At 70.5% G+C, this 19,037-nt stretch carries 15 protein-coding genes; 10 read left to right on the top strand and 5 right to left on the bottom strand.

What is annotated here, in order from left to right:
• The first annotated feature begins 494 nt into the window (after positions 1–494).
• From FXF52_RS15375 to FXF52_RS15390, 4 genes are all read left to right on the top strand, one after another.
• Positions 495–1,916, top strand: a complete 1,422-nt coding sequence (locus tag FXF52_RS15375) for an MFS transporter (protein ID WP_187413514.1) — start codon at positions 495–497, stop codon at positions 1,914–1,916.
• Positions 1,917–2,204: 288 nt separating this feature from the next.
• On the top strand, positions 2,205–2,618 hold the full coding sequence (locus FXF52_RS15380) for a VOC family protein (RefSeq protein WP_222870527.1): 414 nt from the start codon (positions 2,205–2,207) through the stop codon (positions 2,616–2,618).
• A 316-nt stretch (positions 2,619–2,934) separates the two neighbouring features.
• Positions 2,935–3,699, top strand: a complete 765-nt coding sequence (locus FXF52_RS15385) for an MBL fold metallo-hydrolase (protein ID WP_255471990.1) — start codon at positions 2,935–2,937, stop codon at positions 3,697–3,699.
• Positions 3,696–4,274, top strand: a complete 579-nt coding sequence (locus FXF52_RS15390) for a DedA family protein (RefSeq protein WP_148797582.1) — start codon at positions 3,696–3,698, stop codon at positions 4,272–4,274. Before FXF52_RS15385 ends, FXF52_RS15390 begins: the two co-directional genes overlap by 4 nt.
• 17 nt (positions 4,275–4,291) lie before the next feature.
• Here the strand turns inward: FXF52_RS15390 and FXF52_RS15395 are convergent, their stop codons facing one another.
• The 5 genes from FXF52_RS15395 to FXF52_RS15415 form a co-directional block, all read right to left on the bottom strand.
• A complete protein-coding gene (locus FXF52_RS15395; RefSeq protein WP_319993793.1) occupies positions 4,292–6,559 on the bottom strand; it encodes a phage holin family protein in 2,268 nt (755 codons plus the stop codon).
• Between the two features lie 226 nt (positions 6,560–6,785).
• Entirely contained in the window at positions 6,786–8,951 is a 2,166-nt protein-coding gene (locus FXF52_RS15400; RefSeq protein WP_222870528.1) for an MMPL family transporter, read from the bottom strand.
• Positions 8,952–8,996: 45 nt separating this feature from the next.
• Positions 8,997–9,284 carry a hypothetical protein gene (locus FXF52_RS15405; protein WP_148797584.1) on the bottom strand — a complete coding sequence of 96 codons (288 nt, stop codon included), beginning with the start codon at positions 9,282–9,284 and terminating at the stop codon, positions 8,997–8,999.
• A complete protein-coding gene (locus FXF52_RS15410) occupies positions 9,274–11,271 on the bottom strand; it encodes a multicopper oxidase family protein (protein WP_148797585.1) in 1,998 nt (665 codons plus the stop codon). The genes FXF52_RS15405 and FXF52_RS15410 overlap by 11 nt, the downstream gene beginning before the upstream one ends.
• A complete protein-coding gene (locus FXF52_RS15415; RefSeq protein ID WP_148797586.1) occupies positions 11,268–11,681 on the bottom strand; it encodes a DUF6220 domain-containing protein in 414 nt (137 codons plus the stop codon). Before FXF52_RS15415 ends, FXF52_RS15410 begins: the two co-directional genes overlap by 4 nt.
• 201 nt (positions 11,682–11,882) lie before the next feature.
• Here FXF52_RS15415 and FXF52_RS15420 point away from each other — a divergent pair, with 201 nt between their 5' ends.
• From FXF52_RS15420 to FXF52_RS15445, 6 genes are all read left to right on the top strand, one after another.
• Entirely contained in the window at positions 11,883–13,127 is a 1,245-nt protein-coding gene (locus tag FXF52_RS15420) for a sensor histidine kinase (protein WP_148797587.1), read from the top strand.
• Between the two features lie 20 nt (positions 13,128–13,147).
• Positions 13,148–13,834, top strand: a complete 687-nt coding sequence (locus FXF52_RS15425; protein ID WP_187413516.1) for a response regulator transcription factor — start codon at positions 13,148–13,150, stop codon at positions 13,832–13,834.
• A 75-nt stretch (positions 13,835–13,909) separates the two neighbouring features.
• Positions 13,910–14,389 carry a YcxB family protein gene (locus FXF52_RS15430; protein WP_148797589.1) on the top strand — a complete coding sequence of 160 codons (480 nt, stop codon included), beginning with the start codon at positions 13,910–13,912 and terminating at the stop codon, positions 14,387–14,389.
• A gap of 314 nt (positions 14,390–14,703) precedes the next feature.
• Positions 14,704–15,279 carry a Dps family protein gene (locus tag FXF52_RS15435; RefSeq protein ID WP_148797590.1) on the top strand — a complete coding sequence of 192 codons (576 nt, stop codon included), beginning with the start codon at positions 14,704–14,706 and terminating at the stop codon, positions 15,277–15,279.
• Positions 15,280–15,347: 68 nt separating this feature from the next.
• Positions 15,348–15,614 (top strand): hypothetical protein, encoded by a 267-nt coding sequence (locus FXF52_RS15440; RefSeq protein WP_148797591.1) that lies wholly within the window; start codon positions 15,348–15,350, stop codon positions 15,612–15,614.
• A 373-nt stretch (positions 15,615–15,987) separates the two neighbouring features.
• Positions 15,988–18,993: a family 16 glycoside hydrolase gene (locus tag FXF52_RS15445; protein WP_148797592.1), complete on the top strand. Its 3,006-nt coding sequence runs from the start codon at positions 15,988–15,990 to the stop codon at positions 18,991–18,993.
• Positions 18,994–19,037 lie beyond the last annotated feature (44 nt).

The raw sequence follows: 19,037 nt of genomic DNA on the forward strand, positions 1-19,037 counted from the left end.
TCTTTCCCTCCACGCCCCTCTTCCGACCGGGGGCGGGGCCGGGTTTGGAGGGAGGGGGTCGTCGTCGGTCAGGTGGGCCTCGGGTGGCGAGTGGGGGGGACGGTGGGGACGCGGCGTCCGCGCGCCGCGCGACTGCTGACGGCGGACGCGGCGAGCCGGGTGATCAGACCACGAGTTGGTATCCGGCCCGCTCCACGGCTTGCCGGATGTCGACGGTATGCAGCGGTGCGTCGCTGACGACGGTCACCTCAAGGCTCCTCGGATAGCTCCCACGGCCGGCTCGCCGACAACGCGTCCCCGTCGGCGATGAACGGGCCAGCATCCTGTCGGCTGGCGATCTTACGATACCCGGGCCGGGTATCCCGTTCAAGACGTCACCGAACTTCCGCCTGAAGGCGGGCAAACGCCTGCGGACACTTGACGCCGGATACCGGTAGGGGGTAGACAATCGGCGTTACCGATACCCCCTAGGGGTAACTGAAGGAGTGGTCGCAGTGTCATCCGGTTCCAAGCGGTGGTGGGCTCTCGGGCTCATCGCCCTCGCCCAGTTCGTGGTCATCATGGACACCTCGATCATCGGCGTCGCGCTACGTCGCATGCAGGCCGACCTCGGCTTCTCACCACAGAACCTGTCCTGGGTCTTCAACGCCTACGTGGTGGCCTTCGGCGGCCTGCTGCTGCTCGGCGGCCGGCTGTCCGACCTCTTCGGCGCCCGGCGCATGTTCGCCGCCGGCTGGCTCGTCCTGCTCATCGGTTCGGCGGCAGCCGGCCTCGCCGACAGCGTCGCGGTCGAGCTGGCTGCCCGCGCCGTGCAGGGCACCGGGGCCGCGCTGATCGCCCCGTCGGCCCTGACGCTGCTGATGATGCTCTTCGGCGCCCAGCCCCGAGAACTCACGAAGGCGCTGGCCCTCTACGGCGCCGCCGCGCCCGCCGGCGGCACCGCCGGGGTCTTCCTCGGCGGCGTCATCACCGAATACATCAGCTGGCCGTGGGTGTTCTACATCAACATCCCGGTCGCGGTGCTCGCCCTTGTGGCTGCTCCGTCGCTGATGCCCGCCGGCGGCACGCGCCGTGGGTCGCTGGACGTCATCGGCGCGCTCACCGTGACCGTCGGCCTCGGCGCCGCGGTCTACGGCATCGTCCGCGCTCCCGAAATCGGCTGGGCCTCCGGGCAGACCTGGCTGGTCCTCGCCGGAGCCGTCGTCGCCCTGGGCGCGTTCGTCGCCATCCAGGCGGCCCGCCGGGAGCCGCTGATGCGGCTGTCCATCTTCCGCGCCCCCAATCTCGCCGCCGCCAACGTCGCCCAGATAATGCTCGGCGCGGCGTGGATCCCGATGTGGTTCTTCCTCAACCTCTACCTGCAGCAGGTCCTCGGCTACAGCGCCTTCCCCAGCGGGGCCGCCCTGCTGCCGATGACGATCCTCATCATGATCGGGATGATCTTCCTCGCGCCGCGGGCCATCGCCCGGTTCGGGCCTTCCCGCATGGTGGTCACCGGCCTCGCCGTCCTGGCCGTCGGACTCGGCTGGCTCGCCCTGGTCCGCCCCGACGGCAGCTTCGCCGTGGACGTCCTGCCCGCCTCGCTGGTCGCGGCGCTGGGCATGTCTCTGGCGTTCATCCCGTCACTCGGGACGGCCATCTCCAGCGCGCGGCCGGAGGAGGGAGGCCTCGCCTCCGGCATCGTCAACACCAGCTACCAGATCGGCTCGGCCCTCGGCCTGGCCGCCATGACCGCGGTCGCCGCCGCCACCGGAGCCGACCGGCTCGGCGACCTGCCCGCCCTCACCGACGGCTACTCCGCCGCCTTCGTCGGCGCCGGGATCATCGCCGCCGCAGGAGCCGTCATCGCCGGCCTCACCCTGCACACCGCAAAGCCACAGCCCGCCAACGACGCAGAGCCGGTACGCGCGGGCTGACCTGACCCAGCCAGGGCAATCCTGGCTTCGCAGGCCATCGGATCGGTTGCCACGGGGCGGACGCACCGTTCCGCCCACGCCTCGCCGCTCATCACGAGACCGTCCGTAGGACGTCGGTGGGGTGAGTCAGGTCCTGACTCACCCCACCGACGTCGGCCGGCGGCAGATGTCTCGGCCGAGCGCGATCCGCTTGACCTCGATCATCAGCGAGGGCACCCGCGTGCCTTGCCATCGCCTCCAGGCCGGCCCGGCGCCCAGAGTAGGACAAAGTGGGACCATGCCGGCCTGGTGCTGGTTACGCTGTCGCAGGAGGTGAGCCACGTGTTGAGAGACGCACCGGTGCAGGCGGCCATACCAGCGAGCGACATGGAACGGGCGAAGCGCTTCTATCGCGACACCCTGGGCCTGACGATCTCCCGGGAGGCCGAGGACGCCGTCCATTTCGAATCCGGTGGAACGCAGTTCTTCATCTATCCCACCTCCAACGCCGGGCAGGCGCCCCACACGTTGGCGGCCTGGTTGGTCGCCGACCTCGACGCCGAGATGGCGGACCTCCGGGGGCGCGGCGTGACGTTCGAAGAGTACGACCTGCCTGGCCTGAAGACCGTCAACGGCGTCGCAGAGGTCGCGACCATGCGCGCCGCCTGGTTCAAGGACAGCGAAGGCAACATTCTCGGCGTGACTCAGCCCCGCCAAGGGTGACCCTCGTAGTCGCCATCCGCACTCTCCGGCCGATCACGACGACCGACACGCTTCCGCCAGTGCGACCGGGTCGCGGCCCCGGTGCTCTCGGTTCCGGATCCCAGCAGTGCGATCGTGGGCACGCGCCCCGCCCGCATCCCTCGGCGCAGCTGCCCGTCCACGCCTGGCCGGACCGAGCTGAACGACACAGGATCGGCCCGCCACCCTGCTTCAGCAGGTGAGGGTCCGGTCAACCGCGCCCGCCACAGCTTCCGTGTCGCTCGGCGGCGCGGCCGGATACGGTGGCAGGCGTGACCAAGGCGGTGCGGGTGTCGGCGTGGTGCAGCTGACCTGGTGCGGGCACAGCACCGTGTGGATCGAGGACTCGGGAACGCGGCTGCTGACCGACCCGCTGCTGCGTGACCGGCTCGCCCATTTGCGCCGTCGACGCGGGCCCACCCCGCGACTATCGTCCGCTCCGGACGCCGTACTCGTGTCGCACCTGCACGCCGACCACCTGGACTTCGCGTCACTGCGCCGGCTGCCCGAGCACACCGCGCTGGTGGTGCCGGCGGGCGCCACACGGCTGGTCCGGCGGGCGCTCGGCGCGGCGGCCGCCGGGCGCTGCACGGAACTCGCGGTCGGTGACCGGCTCACGATCGGCGGCCTCGACGTCGCCGCCGTCCCCGCCGCCCACCACGCCGGCCGGGGTCCCTGGTCCCGGCACCGGGCCGCCGCCGTCGGTTACCTGATCGAAGGCCGCGCGCGAACCTGGTTCGCCGGGGACACGGGTCTCTTCGACGGGATGGCCGAGCTGGGGCGGCTCGATCTGGCGCTGATCCCGGTGGGTGGCTGGGGCCCGACGCTCGGCCCCGGCCACCTCGACCCGGCGGGGGCCGCCGAAGCGGTACGACGTGCGGCGCCGGCGTGGGCCGTACCCATCCACTTCGGCACCTTCTGGCCGGTCGGGTGCGACCGGATCCGGCCGGACCGGTTCTTTTGGCCGGGCGACGACTTCGCTCGGCAGGTGGCGACGGTCGCGCCGGCCACCCAGGTGCGCGTGCTGCGGCCGGGCGAGTCGTTCCTGGCGGACCCACGGTGACGGCCACGCTCGGTGCGCTGGGCTCGCTGATCCTGGTGGTGCTCTTCGGCTCCGTGCTCCCGGTGGTGCCGACCGGCGCGGCGGTCAGCGGCGCCGCGGCACTCGCCGCCCACCAGCATCCGGTCACCGTGGTGCTGGTCGTGATCGCCGGTGCCGTCGGCGCATACATCGGCGACCTCGCGACGTACGGCATCCTCGGATGGGGTGGCGAGCGGGTCGCCCAGCGGCTACCCGGCCTGCGCGGACGGCAGCGGGTCGGCCGGGTCTCGGCCCTCGTGCGCGAGGGGCACGTCTCGGCGCTGCTGGTGTCCCGGCTCATCCCCGGCGGCCGGGTCCCGGTGCTGCTGGCCGCGGCCGTGGCAGGGCTGGCCTGGCGGCGGTTCGCCGTCGCCAACGCGCCGGCCAGCCTGCTGTGGTCGGTGCTCTACGCCTCGATCGGGGTCCTCGGGCGGGCGGTCTTTCCGGAGCCGTGGCAGAGCGTCGTCGCCGCGATCCTGCTCGTCGTCCTGGTCACCCAGGGACTGGGCTGGCTCAGCCGGCGTCGGCGGCTGCCGGATGATCCGCTGGCCCCGTAGGCCGGTCAGCGCCTGCGCTACGCGGCCGGCTCGCGGCGCCGGTCGTGGTCCCGGTCGACGTCCGGCTCGTTGCCCGTGCCGTCCTGCGTGCCGGCGTGGTCGTCGGCCCGCCGCAGGCCGAGCCGCCGCATCCAGCCGAGCAACTGCCGATGTACGTCGTCCGGGCCGACCAGTTCGTCCTCCTGCGGCCAGTCGGCGGGATGGATGAGCAGGGCCTCGGTCTGCCAGCCGCCGAGGCCGCCGTGGCACCCCACCAACTCCTCGAAGGCCGCGACCTCCTCCAGGCCCGGCTCCACGGCGCTGATCACCACGAGGTCGCCGACGTGGTCCATCGCCTGGTGGCGGAGCAGGTCATGGCGGGCCCGGGGGCCGTACGGGGCCAGCGGATCGTCACCCTCGATCTGCCCGTCCCGCAGCCAGTGGCAGCCGCGGCCCCCGATCGCCAGCGGTCCGGCGGCGGAGTCGACCACGACCAGCCCGATGCCGGGGTGCGCGGCCAGGCCGTCGATCAGCCCCGGGACGGCGGCGTCGATCCGCTCGCGGGTCAGCCGGCCCGGATGATGGGGCAGGTAGATCATCGCCAGGTTGCCCGATGCCACCACCACGGCCTCCGGATCGGCGGCGGTGGCCGCCTCCTCCCGGTCGGCCGGCCCCAGGCTGACCTCGCCCCCGTCCGCTCGCGACCGCATGGCCAGCCGAGCCGCCGTGCCGGTCGCCCCTCCCCGGCCACCGACCTCGGTGAGCAGCGCGTTCACCCGGCCCCACGACTCGACGGGACCGGCGGCCTCGACGGTCGCCGCGGGTTGGGCCGGGACGGTGGGCGCCAGCCGGGGGCCGGACGCGACCGTCCGCACCGGGTGCGCGGCAAGGCGGGCAGTCAGCTCCGCCAGCGACTCGCCGTATCGCTGGCGGAACGTGGCGCCCTGGCTCTGCCCGTGGTCGCTCAACACCACGATGTGGTAACGCCGCGTCGCCTCAGCCGCCAGCCGCTGCAGGACGCCGAGCGTCTGATCGAGCGCCTCGAGGACCGCCATCGCCTGCGGGCGAGCCGGCCCGGCGTGGTGGGCCACCTCGTCGTAGTCCAGGAAGTCGCAGAAGATGACCGGTGCCCCGGCGGCCATCTGCTCGGCAATGAGCGACACGTTCAGGTCGCTGAGCAGGCTCGCCATCGGGCGCAGCGCCAGGTACGAGCCCCGGCGCCGTCCCCTTGGCTGGATGTCGCGCAGCCGCTGCCGCCGCGCCTCGTACAGCTCGCGAAGCACCTGCCCGGCCCCGCGCACCACGGCGCGCGCGAAACCGTACGGGCTGGCCATGAACACCGCGTAACCCCGAGTGGACGGTCCGGGCAGTCCCGCGCGGCTCACCGTGAGCAGGCTGGTGGGGGCGTCGCCGGTGAAGGCGGTGCTGATACTGACGCCGCCGTCCCGCAGCAGACCCTGTCCGGTGGACAGGCGCTGCTCGATCTCGGCGGCGTCGCGTGGCCGGCTGGTCACCACCATGCGGCCGGCGGAGCGAGCCCTGCTGTCGCCCACTGTCGCCTTCTCGTACCAGCGATAGGCCGGCACCCGCCGAGTGTCGCCGTACAACAGGCCCGCCTGCGCCGCGGGCGTCGTGGCCGGCAGCCCGGTGTGCCAGCGGGTCATCCGGTGGCTGCCCGAGCGCAGCCACCGGCCGATCGTGGGCAGGTTGCCGGCGCGGATGGCCCACCACACCAGCGGCGCGGCCACCCCGTCGAGCTGGACGATGAGCAGGCCGTCGGCGGCCTGCCGGGCGGGCGTCTCCACGGTGGCGCCACCTCGCCGCCGTCGGCGCCGCCACGTCGGGCGCCGCTCCCGCCTGCGCCGCACCCGGGTCATCACCCACAGCATCTCGCTGACGAACGCGTCGTCCGTTCCTGCGTCAGCCAGCCAGTTCACGACAGCCGCGAGCGCCACGGCGAGCCACGCGGCGGCGAAGGCATCGGCGAATCCGGCCACGTCAGCTTCCGGATCCAGCCGCAACGCGACGTACATGACGACGGCCTGTACGGACACGCCGATGGCCAGAGCGCCGAGCCCGCCGAGCGTGGTGGCCAGGGCGAACAGCAGCGGCCGTAGCACCGCGCCGATCGCGGCGATCAGCCCGACCAGCCACAGGGTCGCGACCAGGCCACTCGCGGTGACGCCCGGCAGCAGCCACAGCGTCGTACTGAGCACCACGAACGAGGTGACCATGTTGCGCAGCAGGGCACGCACCCGAGCGAACGTCGGCCGGTAGTCGCGCAGCACCCCCAGCCCGACGCGCACAGGCTGGGGCAGCGTTCGGTTCCCCCCGGCGTCTGGGTCCGGCTCCATTCGACTCACAATGCCACACCCGTACCTGCCAAGATCGGCCCGCGGGAGGGCCGGAGTATCCGCAGGCCACGTGCGTTCACCGGGCGGCCACGATCATGGCCAGGCCCCGGATCAGCCCACTGACGGTGCGGGGAACCCTCCCGCCCGAGGGTTCCCCGCACTCCGAATGGAGGAACGGTCAGACGCCGGCCCTGGCCTGCGCAGCCGTGGTCGCCTTCGGGGTCCGGCGTCCGGGCATCCACCAGTTGGCCTTGCCGCACAGTTCCATCACCGCGGGGACGAGGACCATCCGGATGATGGTGGCGTCGACGAGCACGGCGACGGCCATGCCCAGACCGATCTGCTTGACCGAGACGTCGGGGCCGAGCAGGGCGGTCGTGAAAATGGCGATCATGATGGCAGCAGCGGCCGTGATGACCTTGGCCGTGCTCGCCAGTCCGCGAGTGACGGCGCTGCGGGTGTCACCGGTCCGCTCGTACTCCTCACGGACCCGCGAGATCAGGAAGACCTCGTAGTCCATCGACAGGCCGAACAGGAGCGGGAACATCATCATCGGCACCCAGGTCACGATCGGCATCTCGGTGGGGAAACCAAGGACCGAGCCGAGCCATCCCCACTGCACGATCGCGACCAGCACGCCGTAGGCGGCGCCGATCGACAGCACGTTCATCACGGCGGCCTGTAGCGCGATCGTGACCGACCGGACCAGCACCACCAACAGCAGCAGGGACAGCACGATGACGACCGTGATCATCAGCGGCAGGCGTGAGCTGGTGTCCTCGGCGAAGTCGATCGCGCCGGCGTTCGGGCCGCCGAGGTAGACCTGCTCGCCGCCGGGCGCCTTGGGCAGCACGTCATCGCGGAGCTCGTGCACCAGGTCCACGGTCGCCTCCTCCTGGTATCCGGTCTTGGGGAAGGCCATGAAGATGGCAGCCTGCCCGTCCCTGCTGATCCGGGGCTGCGTGGCGTAGGCGATGCCCTCGGTCCTCCGGACCGCTTCGATGACCGAACTCAGCTCGGGGTCCCTGGAGTCAACCTCGGTGGCGAAGATCAGGGGCGCACCGTAACCAGGGCCGAAGCCCTCGGAAATGATCTTGTATGAGGTGTAGCTGCTCCGGCCGTGGGGCTGGACGCTGGCGTCGGGCAGGCTCAGCCGCATCGACAGCACGGGGGCGGTCAGCACCAGCAGGCCCGCGCCGGCCAGGATCGCGGCGACGAGGGGCTTGCGCTGCACCACGCCGGCCCAGCGCTCGGCGGGGGTGCGGCGCTTCCGTGCCGGGGTGCCGTCGCCCCCCGACCGGCGGGACACGCGACGGGGCAGGCGCAGTGAGTTGATCTTGTAGCCGATGAAGCCCAGGAACGCCGGCAGCAGGGTCACCGCGGCGATCATGGTCACCAGCACGGTCACCGACGCGCCGATGGCCACGCCGGTCATCATCTTCTGCCCCATGGCGATCAGGCCGAGCAGCGCGATCATGACGGTCGTGCCGGCGAACAGCACCGCGTGACCCGCGGTGGTGATGGCCTTGACCGTGGCGCTTTCGGGCTCGTCGCCGTCCTGCAGGCTGTCCTTGTAGCGGGTCAGGATGAACAGCGCGTAGTCGATGCCGACACCGAGCCCGATCAACACGGCGACGAGCACCGTGAAATCCGGCGAGGGGACCACGTGCCCCACGAGCTTCATCAGCGCGACGCCGCCGAGGACCGCCATCAGTCCGGTCACGATCGGCAGGCCCATCGCCACCAGTGACCCGAAGGCGATGAACAAGATCACCGCTGCGGTCAGGAGGCCCACACCCTCGGCCGGGCCCTGCGGGGGTGTCTCCGCCTTCTCCGCCTTGTCCCCGCCCAGCCCCAGCGTCACGCCGTCACCGGAGGCGACCTTGACCAGTTCCACCAGCGGCTTGACCTCCGTCTTCGGCACATCCTTGTCGGTCAGCGGGATGGTCGTACGGGCGATACGACGATCCTTCGTCACCAGGTTCTCGTCCTGATACGGCGAGGCCACCGGCCCGGTGATGGGCGAGGCGTCCAGCTCGGCGATGACCTTCTCGATCTTCTGCCGGGCAGCAGGGTCGTCGATTCCCTTGTCCGCCTTGATCGCGAGAGTCAGCGTGTCCCCTTGCTGCTCAGGGAAGTGCTTCTCGATCAGAGCCTGCGCCTTGGCGGAATCGGAGTCCCCACCGGAGTAGTCGTTGTCGGAGGCGGCGGCGTAGTTGAAGCCCAGGAACGCCACGGCGATCACGCCGACGATCCAGGTCAGCAGGACCAGGCGGCGACGCCGGTAACAGAATCGGGCCAGCCCCGCCAGAGCTCCATCCGTACGGGGAGCCTCGGTTGTCATCATCTTCTCCTCAAGTTGCCGTGAATCATGTATTTCCGTTCTCACTCAGTCGGTGTTCATTTCGGTGCCGAAAATGTGCGCCAGCAGACCTGCTGTGTCCCCTGGTGCGTTTCGCAGCGGGGCGAGAAACGCCGACTCGGCGAGCTCCTCCAGCACCGTGTTGATGACGTCCAGGTCGGCAGGGGAGAGGGACGGGGCCCGACGGGCCAGCCGATGCAGTTCGGCGTCGATGACGGCCCGGGTGTGCCGATGGACGAGGGCAAGGAGATTCGACTCGGGACCGTCCGCGCGTTCAGCGAGTTGACCAGCGGCACGGGCCGGATCAGTGGCCATGGCCTGGGCCGCCGCCGTGCGAGCCGCCGAATGGCGTCGTGACACCGTCGTAGCGGAGTCGCAGCATCATGCCCTGGTGCGCATGCGGCAGGTTGTGGCAATGGTTCATCCAGATTCCGGGATTGGTCGCGCGGAATGCGACCTCCCAGGTCTGGCCCGGCCGGACGTCGAATGTGTCCACCCACAGCGGGCTGCCCGTCGACGGCGTCCCGTCCCTGGACAGGATCAGCACCGGATGGCCGTGCAGGTGCCAGGGGTGCGTTTCCAGGCTTCGGTTGACGACGGTGAACCGCACGACGTCGCCTTCGACGACCAGTTGGTCGGGGATGGCGGGGTGGCCCCGGCCGTTGACGGTCTGCGCGTACGCCGGTCGGCCGTCGACCAGGGCCACCCCGCGGTCGAGGACCATGGTGAAGTGCCGGTCCGCGTTGCGGGTGTCGAAGGACACGGCGGCCGGGGTTCCGTACCGCAGCAGGTCGAGCTCCGGCAGGCCGGACGTGTCCTCGATGCGCGCTTCAGCGGGGGCGTCGCCCTGCGGGCGCAGGCGCAGTCCGCCGTCGCGATCGTCGTCGACAACCAGCGCCACGGGCGTGTCCGGCATGAGGAACACCAGGTCGTATCGTCCGCCTGCGGGCAGCCGCAGCCCGACGTCGCGGACCTCGCCGGGCCGGTTGAGATCTCGGCCGTCGACGGCCACCACCCGGAACGGGGTTCCGGCGAGGACGATCCGGTGCGGATCCGAGTCGGTGTTGATCAGTCGCAGCCGTACGGGTGCACCGGGCGGTGCGGAGTGTTGGGTCTGGCCGTCGCTGCCCGCGATCACGACGGTGCCGTCGAACGTGTGCACGGGCAGGGCCAGGTCCACCTGCTCCGCCGCGGAGTGCGCGTCGGCTCGCGGTCCGCCGCGCGGTGTCACGACGAGGGTTCCGTACAGCCCCTTGTGGACGCCGACGTGGGAGGCGTGATGGGTGTGGTACCAGTAGGTGCCCACCTGGTCGGCGCGGAACCGGTAGACGAATTCCTCACCGGGTGCCACGGTCAGCTGGGTCACACCGGGCGCGCCATCCTCGCCGCACGGTACGTCGTAGCCGTGCCAGTGCAGGGTCACGCCGCCCTCGATGTCGGTGTTGCGCAGCCGCACTTCGAGCAGGTCACCCTGGGTCGCGGTGATCGCCGGACCCGGGACCTCGCCGTTGTAGGTCCACGCGTCGATCTCTCGCCCGGACGGGAGCCGTACGGTGGCCTTCTTCGCGGTGAGCACGTGGCGCCGCACGGTGCCACCCGATGCCGGCGACCCGGAGCCTCGCAGGTCGGCCACCGACACGGCCGACCGGGACGAGCGTCCGCGGCCGCCTCCCGTGGTCACCGATTCGGCGGGGAGGAACGACAGCCCGGCGCCGGCGCCGGCCGCGGTCACCACGACCGCGCCACCGGTCCAGCCGAGAAACCGGCGGCGCGAGATCGGGCGTCGACCCACCGGCGCCTGCGCGACGCCCGTATCGGCCGCCTTCTCAGCGGGAAGCGCGACCACTCGCGCGGTCAGCAACGCGCCGACGCCCACGAGCGAGATCGTGATCAAGGCCGTGCTCAGGGTGAGCGGGTATCCGACCAGCAAGGTCACCACAAGACCGGCCAGTGCCGCGTAACCCGCGGTGAGCACCGAAACCACGCCGCGCGCCGACCCGCCAGCTGCTCGCCCCCGTCTTGTCGCGAGCAGTTGGGGGCCGGCGAGCAGCACGGCAGCGGCCCCGGCGGCTCCCAGCAGCGGCAGCCCCAGGAGGACCTTCTCCTGCACGAACCACCAGCCCCGGCCGGCCAGGATCGCCACGGTGACCACCCGGACCAGCGTCACGAGCACCGCCGCGGCTCCGGCGGCGAGCGCCAGCCGGGTACGCCGGAGCGCCAGGCTGACGCCGGCCGCGAACCACGCGGCCACGCTGAGCAGCGCGACGACGTGGTCCACGATGATCCAGAGTCCGGTGGTCATGCTGCCTGTGGCGTGGGCGTCGACGTGGCCGGCCTGGCCAGCTGCCGGGCCTGGCGGATGATCCTCCCGGTCACGGCCACGATGGCGAGACCGTTGACCGCGTGCAGGCCGAAGACGAGCCCGCCAGCGGTGCCGTCGAGCGCGGTGGCGATCGCCGCGATCACGAACTGGAGAACCGCGAGCCCGGCGACCAGGCCGCTCATCCCGATGAGCCGTCCGGGCATCCGGGCTGTCGCGGCGACGACGGTCACCAGCACCGTGATCAGGACAATTCCGCCGCCCAGCGCGCGGTGCGGCTGGAAGGACTCGTCGTTGGGTGCCGTGTCGAAGGCACCGCTGGCCGCCAGGAAGAACTGTGCGACGACGGCCAGCAGCTGCAGGGTCGCCAGGCCGGCGAAGGCTCTACGCATGGCGCGCTCCTCGAGGTGGGTGAGGGAGATCGTTCATGGCGGTGATCGTCGCGCCGGTGCGGCTGCCGTCGCCTCGGACAGCGGACGGCAGCGCCTACGCAATTGGGCGTAGCCGGTTCGCGTCTCGCTACGCCGGCCGGCGTAGCAGGTCGCGCGTCTGGGCGCAGCGTTGTCCGTGGACGAGAACCGTAGGATCACGGCATGGAACAGCATGCCGTGTCGTTCCCCCTGCGGGTGGTGGCGCAGGACGTGGTGCTCGCGCTCTTCATCACCGTGATGCAGGTGCAGGGCACGGTCGCCCGCGTTGCCGTCGACGGGGCCGAGCGTCCGCTCGCCGACCTCGGAAACCTCGGATTCGCGCTGCTGGTGGCGAGTGGTCTGGTCGTGGCCGTCCGCCGCCGGTGGCCGGTCCCGGTGTTCGTCACCGCCGCGCTCGCCAGCCTGGTCTACTACAGCCTCGACTTCCCGGACGGGCCCGGCTGGCTCGGGCTCTTCGTCGCCCTCTACAGCCTCGCCGCGTACGGTGACGGGCGCCGATCGCTGGTGGTAGCCGGCGCGGGCGTCACGGTGCTCACCGTCGCGTGGCTGGTCGCCGCTGCCGACATCGAACCGCGAGCCGCCATCGGCTGGGTGTTCTTCCGGATCGGCGCGTCGGTCATGAGCGTGGCTCTCGGCGAGTCCGTCCGGTCTCGACGAGTCATCGCGGCCGAAGCTCAGGAGCGGGCTGAGCTTGCGGAACGGACCCGCGAGGAGGAAGCGCGGGCGCGGGTCGACGCCGAACGGCTCCGGATCGCGCGCGAGGTGCACGACACTGTTGCCCACGCCATCGCAATCATCAACGTCCAATCCGGTGTCACCGCGCACGTGCTCGACAAGAGGCCGGAAGTGGCACGCGAGGCGCTGCAAGCCATCGAGCAGACCAGCTCTCGGGCGCTGCGAGAGATGCGGGCCATCCTCGGGGTGCTCCGTGACGACAACGACGGGCGCCTGCCGTACCCCGGGCTTGGGCAGATCGACGAACTCACCGCCAAGGCACGCGACGCCGGACTCGACATCAAACTCGAGGAGACCCCGCCCGCGGCGCCGGTGCCGAGCGCGGTGGGGAGCGCCGCCTACCGCATCCTGCAGGAATCGATCACCAACGTGATTCGCCACGTCGGCCCGACCCGGGTGACGGTGGCGCTGAACCCGGGGGACGACGTGTTGGAGATCCGCGTGACCGACGAGGGGCGCCGTGCCGCTTCAGGCGACGACCCCGCGGCCCCGCAGTTGCCGGCCCAGCATCCGGCCAGCACCGGCAGCTCGGCCCAGCCCGGCCGCGGGATCCTCGGCATGCGCGAGCGCTGCCAACTGCTGGGCGGAGAACTCGACGCCAAGCCCACTCCGGGCGGAGGGTTCGAAGTCACCGCCCGGCTGCCCCTCGCGCCGTCCGGGTCGCGCCTGTGAACGCAGCGGCCGCGCCACCGATGACCAACCCCCCGATCAAGGTGCTGCTCGCCGACGACGAGGGTCTCGTGCGATCCGGGTTCAAGGTCCTGCTCGACGTCGAGGACGACATCACGGTGGTGGGAGAAGCCACCAACGGCGCCGAAGCCGTCGAGCGGGCCCGCGCCACCCGACCCGACGTCGTCCTCATGGACATCCGCATGCCGAAACTGGACGGGATTCAAGCCACCACCCAGATCGCCGAGATGCGCGGCTTGGAGCAGGTCCGGGTCCTCATCCTCACCACCTACGACACCGACGAGTACGTCTTCGACGCATTGCAAGCCGGCGCCAGCGGCTTCCTGCTCAAGGACGCCGGACCGGCCGAGCTCCTGCACGCCATCCGGGTGGTCGCCGCCGGAGACGCGCTGCTCGCACCGCGGATCACCCGACGCCTCATCGGCCAGTTCACCGCGCGACGCACAGCCGCGCAGGCCGCCGAGGACCGGCTCGCGGTGCTGACCCAACGCGAGCGCGAAGTGTTGGCCCTGGTGGGGCAGGGCCTGAGCAACACCGAGATCGGTGCCGAGTTGTTTCTCAGCCCGGCCACCGCGCGCACCCATGTCAGCCACGCGATGGCGAAGCTGGGTGCGCGCGACCGGGCGCAACTGGTGGTGATCGCCTACCAGACAGGACTGGTCAGCGCTGATCGTCCGCCGCACCCCTGAACGGTGGTCTGCCGGTGATCAGGCCGGTGCCCCGGCGCCGGCAGCACCCCTTGATCGTGGATCTAGGATGCGGCGATGCAGATCTCCATGCGGGTCCCCTATGACGAGAAACGGCTACGCCGCACACTGCAGTTCATCCTCCGTCCGCAACTGAGGCTCGTCCGCATCCTGGGCGGAGTGTTGATCGTCCTCGGCCTCGCCCTGGTGGCGCTGGACCCGTCCACGTCGCTGGCCTACGTCGCCCTGGTCCTCGGACTGCTGTTCGTGTTCGCGATCGCACCGATCACGGTGGCTCGGTCGGTGCGTATGCAGTCCAACGTCATCAGGGACGGGCTTCACCTGACGCTGGACGACGAGTGGGTCACACTGATCTACCCGCTCGTCGAGTCGCGGCTTCGGTGGGCTGGCCTCGACCGGGTCATCGAGACCCCCGAGGTCTGGTACATCATGTTCGGCAAGATCCAGGCGATCACGGTCCCGAAGGAACCGATGACCGAGGAGCAGCGGGCCGAGTTCGGCGCGTTCGTCAACGGGTTGCATCCGGCCGGCAAGTGACCGTCCCCATCGCGCTCATGCCACCGAACCCAGTTACGGCCATCCGCGCAGTTCCGCCGTCTGGGCCGGCAATCCTCCCACCGCCAGCGTAGGCGAGCCGGGGGGAGCGGTTGACCGGAATGACTCGGGTACGAGCGGACCGAGGTGACGCATGCCCCGCTGCGGTCCGGGGTGCTTGCGAGCCTCGGAATATGGCCCTCTCGGGGGATCCCGCCACCTACGCTCGGGGCAGATCGCCTGCCGACCGCGACTGGCGGACGGCCGGCGGCCGGAGGCGTGGTGCGGAGCGGCTGACAGGCATCGGAGGAGACAGCATGGCCCAACAGCAGGAGCGTTCGGACAGCCAGCCCCGACTGCACCAGCATGGCCGGGAAATCCAGGCATTCGGGACGCTGCGCCAGCTACCGGTCGGTCTTTCGTACGACGCGCGAATGTACTCGTGTGAACGCCTGAACCGGATCCTCGCCGACAGCCGGATCCTGCACTCGCTTTACAAGAAGCACCACTGGCTCATGCGCGGGCCGACGTTCTACCAGCTTCACCTGCTGCTCGACAAACACGCGGGCGAACAGCTGGAATTGATCGACATGATTGCCGAGCGTATTCAGACGCTCGGCGGGATCGCCGTTGGAGACCCGCGGCACGTGGCTGAGTTGACCCGGGTGCCGCGCCCGCCCAACGGTGCCGAGGAAGTCCCGGCGATGCTCTCGCGCCTGTTGGAAGCGCACGAGCTGATCCTCACCGACGCACATGATGCTGCGGCGCGGGTGGCGGACGGTGGCGACGACGGCAGCAACGATCTGCTGGTGTCGAACGTGATCCGCACCAACGAACTCCAGACGTGGTTCATCGCCGAGCACCTCGTCGACACCCCCATCGTCCGGGTCTAGTCAACGGCTTCGTCTCCAGCAGCGGACACCTGATCAAGCCGTACCTCGGCGCGGTCCTGCCGACCCTGGTGATCACCGGGCTGCTCACCTTCGCCCGGTTGGTGCAGAACATGGTGGAAAACTCGCTGGATCTCAAGCGTATCCAGCGTGCATCCGCGCCTACTACCACCGCCAGTTCGCCAGCGAGCACGACTTCTTCGCCGACTGGTCGCCTTCGCCGCGCAACTCGCGTACATCAGGCGGGCCTCGATCTGGCTGCGCGGCTGATGATTGCTCGGACGCCGGCCTACCACTGCCTCGCCGCCCATGCAGGCTGGATGAGCAGCACCCGGTGATGAGGGCGTGATCGCCGGAGGCCCAGGTCGACCCGTCGACCTGGGCTTCCGCGCGTTCGGGGACGGCGACTTCTGGACGTCGGTCGTCCCCGAGCGATCAGTCGCGGCGCTGGCCCGCTGACCTTTTGGTGGTCCATTCCGGGCGCCGGTCGGGCCGAAGGGTGGATCAGGGCGTGCCGGGGCGTTCCATCCGGGATCGCGGGCCGAGAGGCGGCTTTTGTTCATCCATTTAAAAGTTGAGCTATTTGAATCTAAAGATTAGGGTGGCGATCGTCGATCTTTTGCCTCGCGAGGTCGTAACGACCGGTCAGGGGGAGAAAAGCTGGCCGACTCCTTCCCTGCCGGGCCTCACCGCCACCCACCAGGAGGAACCATGACCGCATCGAGCCGGCGGCACCGGCGCCGGCGAGCCGTGCTCGCGGCCGCGGGTGCCGCTCTGGCGGCCCTGCTCGCCGCAGCCCCCGTCACCCAGGCCACGGCCGCACCCGGCACCGCCGATGTCCCGCCGCAGGAACCAGGCGTCACCCTGCGCTCGTACGACATGGGCGCCCCGCTGTCGGCGCTGTGCACCCTCAAGCCCGCACAGACGCCGAACGTCGACAAGCTGATGCCGCAGATCAACTGGACCACCACGGACGAGTTCGGCCTGTCCGACCGATTCATCAGCCACGTCATCGCCAACCTCGCCGTGCCCACCGACGGCGACTACGCCTTCCGGCTCACCAGCGACGACGGGTCGCGCCTGACGATCGACGACCGGCTCGTCGTCGACCACGACGGCCTGCACGGCGAGACCTCCAAGGAAGGGTCGCTCACCCTGAGCGCCGGCCTGCACCCGTTGTTCGTCGAGTTCTTCGAGAACGGCGGCGGCCAGGTGCTGCGGCTCGAGTGGCGTCGCCCTGGCGCAACGGGCTTCGAGCTCGTGCCGACCTCCGCGCTGAGCACCGACGCCGACGTCGTACGCGTCACCGCCCCCGGCTGGAAGTACTGCGAGGGCGCGACCGACTCGGCCGGGGACGGCCTGCCCCTCGATCGGGTGCACCCCGGCTACACCCTCACCGACCTGCGCCCCGAAGGCTTCCAGCCGCAGGTCACCGGCATGGCCTTCATGCCCGACGGCGACCTGGTGATCTCGACCTGGGGCGGCACCGACAACGTGGCCGGCGAGGTCTACGTGGTCGAGGGCGTCACCGGGAAGACCGGCCCCGAACAAGTCACCTACCGCAAGTTCGCCCAAGGACTGCGCGAACCCCAGGGGGTGGCGGTGGTCGACGGCACCGTCTACGTCAGCCAGAAGCACGAGCTGACCGCCCTGCGCGACACCGACAGCGACGGCGTCGCGGACGACTACCGGACGGTGGCGACCTGGCCGTGGGGCCGCAACTTCCACGAGTTCGCGTTCGGCCTGCTCTACCGGGACGGGTACTTCTATCTCAACCTGTCAGTCGCCATCAACCTGGGTGGCGCCACCACGGTGCCCCAGCCGGCGCGCAATCGCGGTACCTCGATCAAGGTGAACGCCGCGACCGGCGAGATCACGTATGTCGCCGGCGGCCTGCGCACCCCCAACGGCATCGGATGGGGCCCACGCGGGGAGGTCCTCGTCACCGACAACCAGGGGGGCTGGCTGCCGGCGAACAAGCTGGTCCAGATCCGGCAAGGAGCCTTCTACAACCACTACACCACGCCCGCGGGCCCGTACGACGACAAGGCGGTGACCCGTCCCATCGTCTGGCTTCCGCAGAACGAGATCGGTAACTCGCCGTCCACGCCGGTGCTGCTGAAGCAGGGACCGTACGCGGGGCAGTTGGTCGTCGGTGACGTGACCTACGGCGGTTTGCAGCGCGTGTTCCTCGAGGAGATCGAGGGGCAGTACCAGGGCGCGGTGTTCCGGCACACGCAGGGCCTGGAGTCCGGCATCAACGAGGTGGCCCTCGGCCCCGACGGTGCGCTCTACGTGGGTGGCCTGGGTGCCGGCGGTAACTGGGGTCAGGAGGGCAAGCTCACCTACGGCCTGCAGAAGCTCACGCCCAACGGCACCTCGGTCTTCGAGGTTAAGCAGATGCGCGCCTCGCATGTCGGGTTCGAGCTGGAGTACACCAAGCCGCTGTCCGCCGAGACCGCGCAGAAGCTCGCCGAGGCGTACCAGGTGACGCAGTGGCGCTACGGTGCGACGAGCCAGTACGGCGGGCCCAAGCTCGAGCTGGAGACGCTCAAGGTGGCCAAGGCCGAGCTGTCGGCCGACCGCCGCACGGTCAAGCTGCAGATCCCGGGCCTGAAGGAGAACCGCGTGGTGCACGTGCGCTCCCCGCGTCCCTTCTCGTCCGCCGACGGCGAGGAGCTGTGGAACACGGAAGCCTGGTACACGCTCAACGAGATCCCGGGTCGCGTGGTGCAGCCGCAGACCTTCTTCGAGGCCGAGGAGGGCAGGACGGTCGCTGTCGGCATGGCCACCGACCACGCCGCCTACTCCGGCGCGGGCTTCGCCGCCGGGTTCGCGCAGAACGGCTCGTCGACCAGCATTTCCGTCGATGTCCGCGAGGCTGGGACGTACGACCTGGCAATGCGCTACAGCAACGGCCCGAACCCCTACTCGGGTGAGAAACAGCTGAGCCTGTACGTCAACGGCAAGCGTGTGGAGCAGACGGTCTTCCCCTCGACCGTCACCTGGGAGGAGTGGGGAACGGTCACCACCACTGTCGGCCTGAACAAGGGCCGCAATGTGGTCGAGTACCGCAAGGAGGCCGCGGACTCCGGGCACGTGAACCTCGACGTGCTCGCCGTCCGGCCGCACGGCAAGCGCATCACGCTGTTCGACGGTGGCGGCCTCACCGAGTGGCAGCACAGCGACGGGCGGGAACCCCAATGGCCGGTCGCCGGCGAGGCCATGACCGTCCGGAACGGGGACCTGCGTACCCTGCAGGCCTTCGGTGACTTCCGCCTGCACGTCGAGTTCAACCTGCCGCTGTACCCGCCGGACGTGACCGGCCAGGCGCGCGCCAACAGCGGCGTGTACCTGCAGGACCGTTACGAGATCCAGGTGCTGGACTCGTTCGGCATCGACCCGCCGCAGACCAACGACGCCGCGGCCATCTACAACCAGAAGGCCCCCGACGTGAACGCGGCGCTGCCGCCCCAGACCTGGCAGACGTACGACATCGTCTACCGGCAGGCCCGCTACAACGCGGCTGGCAACAAGGTCGAGAACGCGCGCGTCACTGTGGTGTGGAACGGCGTCACGGTGCACGACAACGTGGAGATCCTCGGTCCGACCGGCGGCAGCCGGCCCGAGGGGCCGGCAGCCGGCGCCATCCGGCTGCAGGACCACGGCAACCCGGTCCAGTACCGCAACATCTGGATCGAGCCGCTTGACCTGTAGGTGCCGCCAGCGGTCAGAACGCGGACGGCCGGGTACCGGTACGC

It is taken from the genome of Micromonospora sp. MP36 (assembly GCF_008119785.1).
GTDB lineage: Bacteria > Actinomycetota > Actinomycetes > Mycobacteriales > Micromonosporaceae > Micromonospora.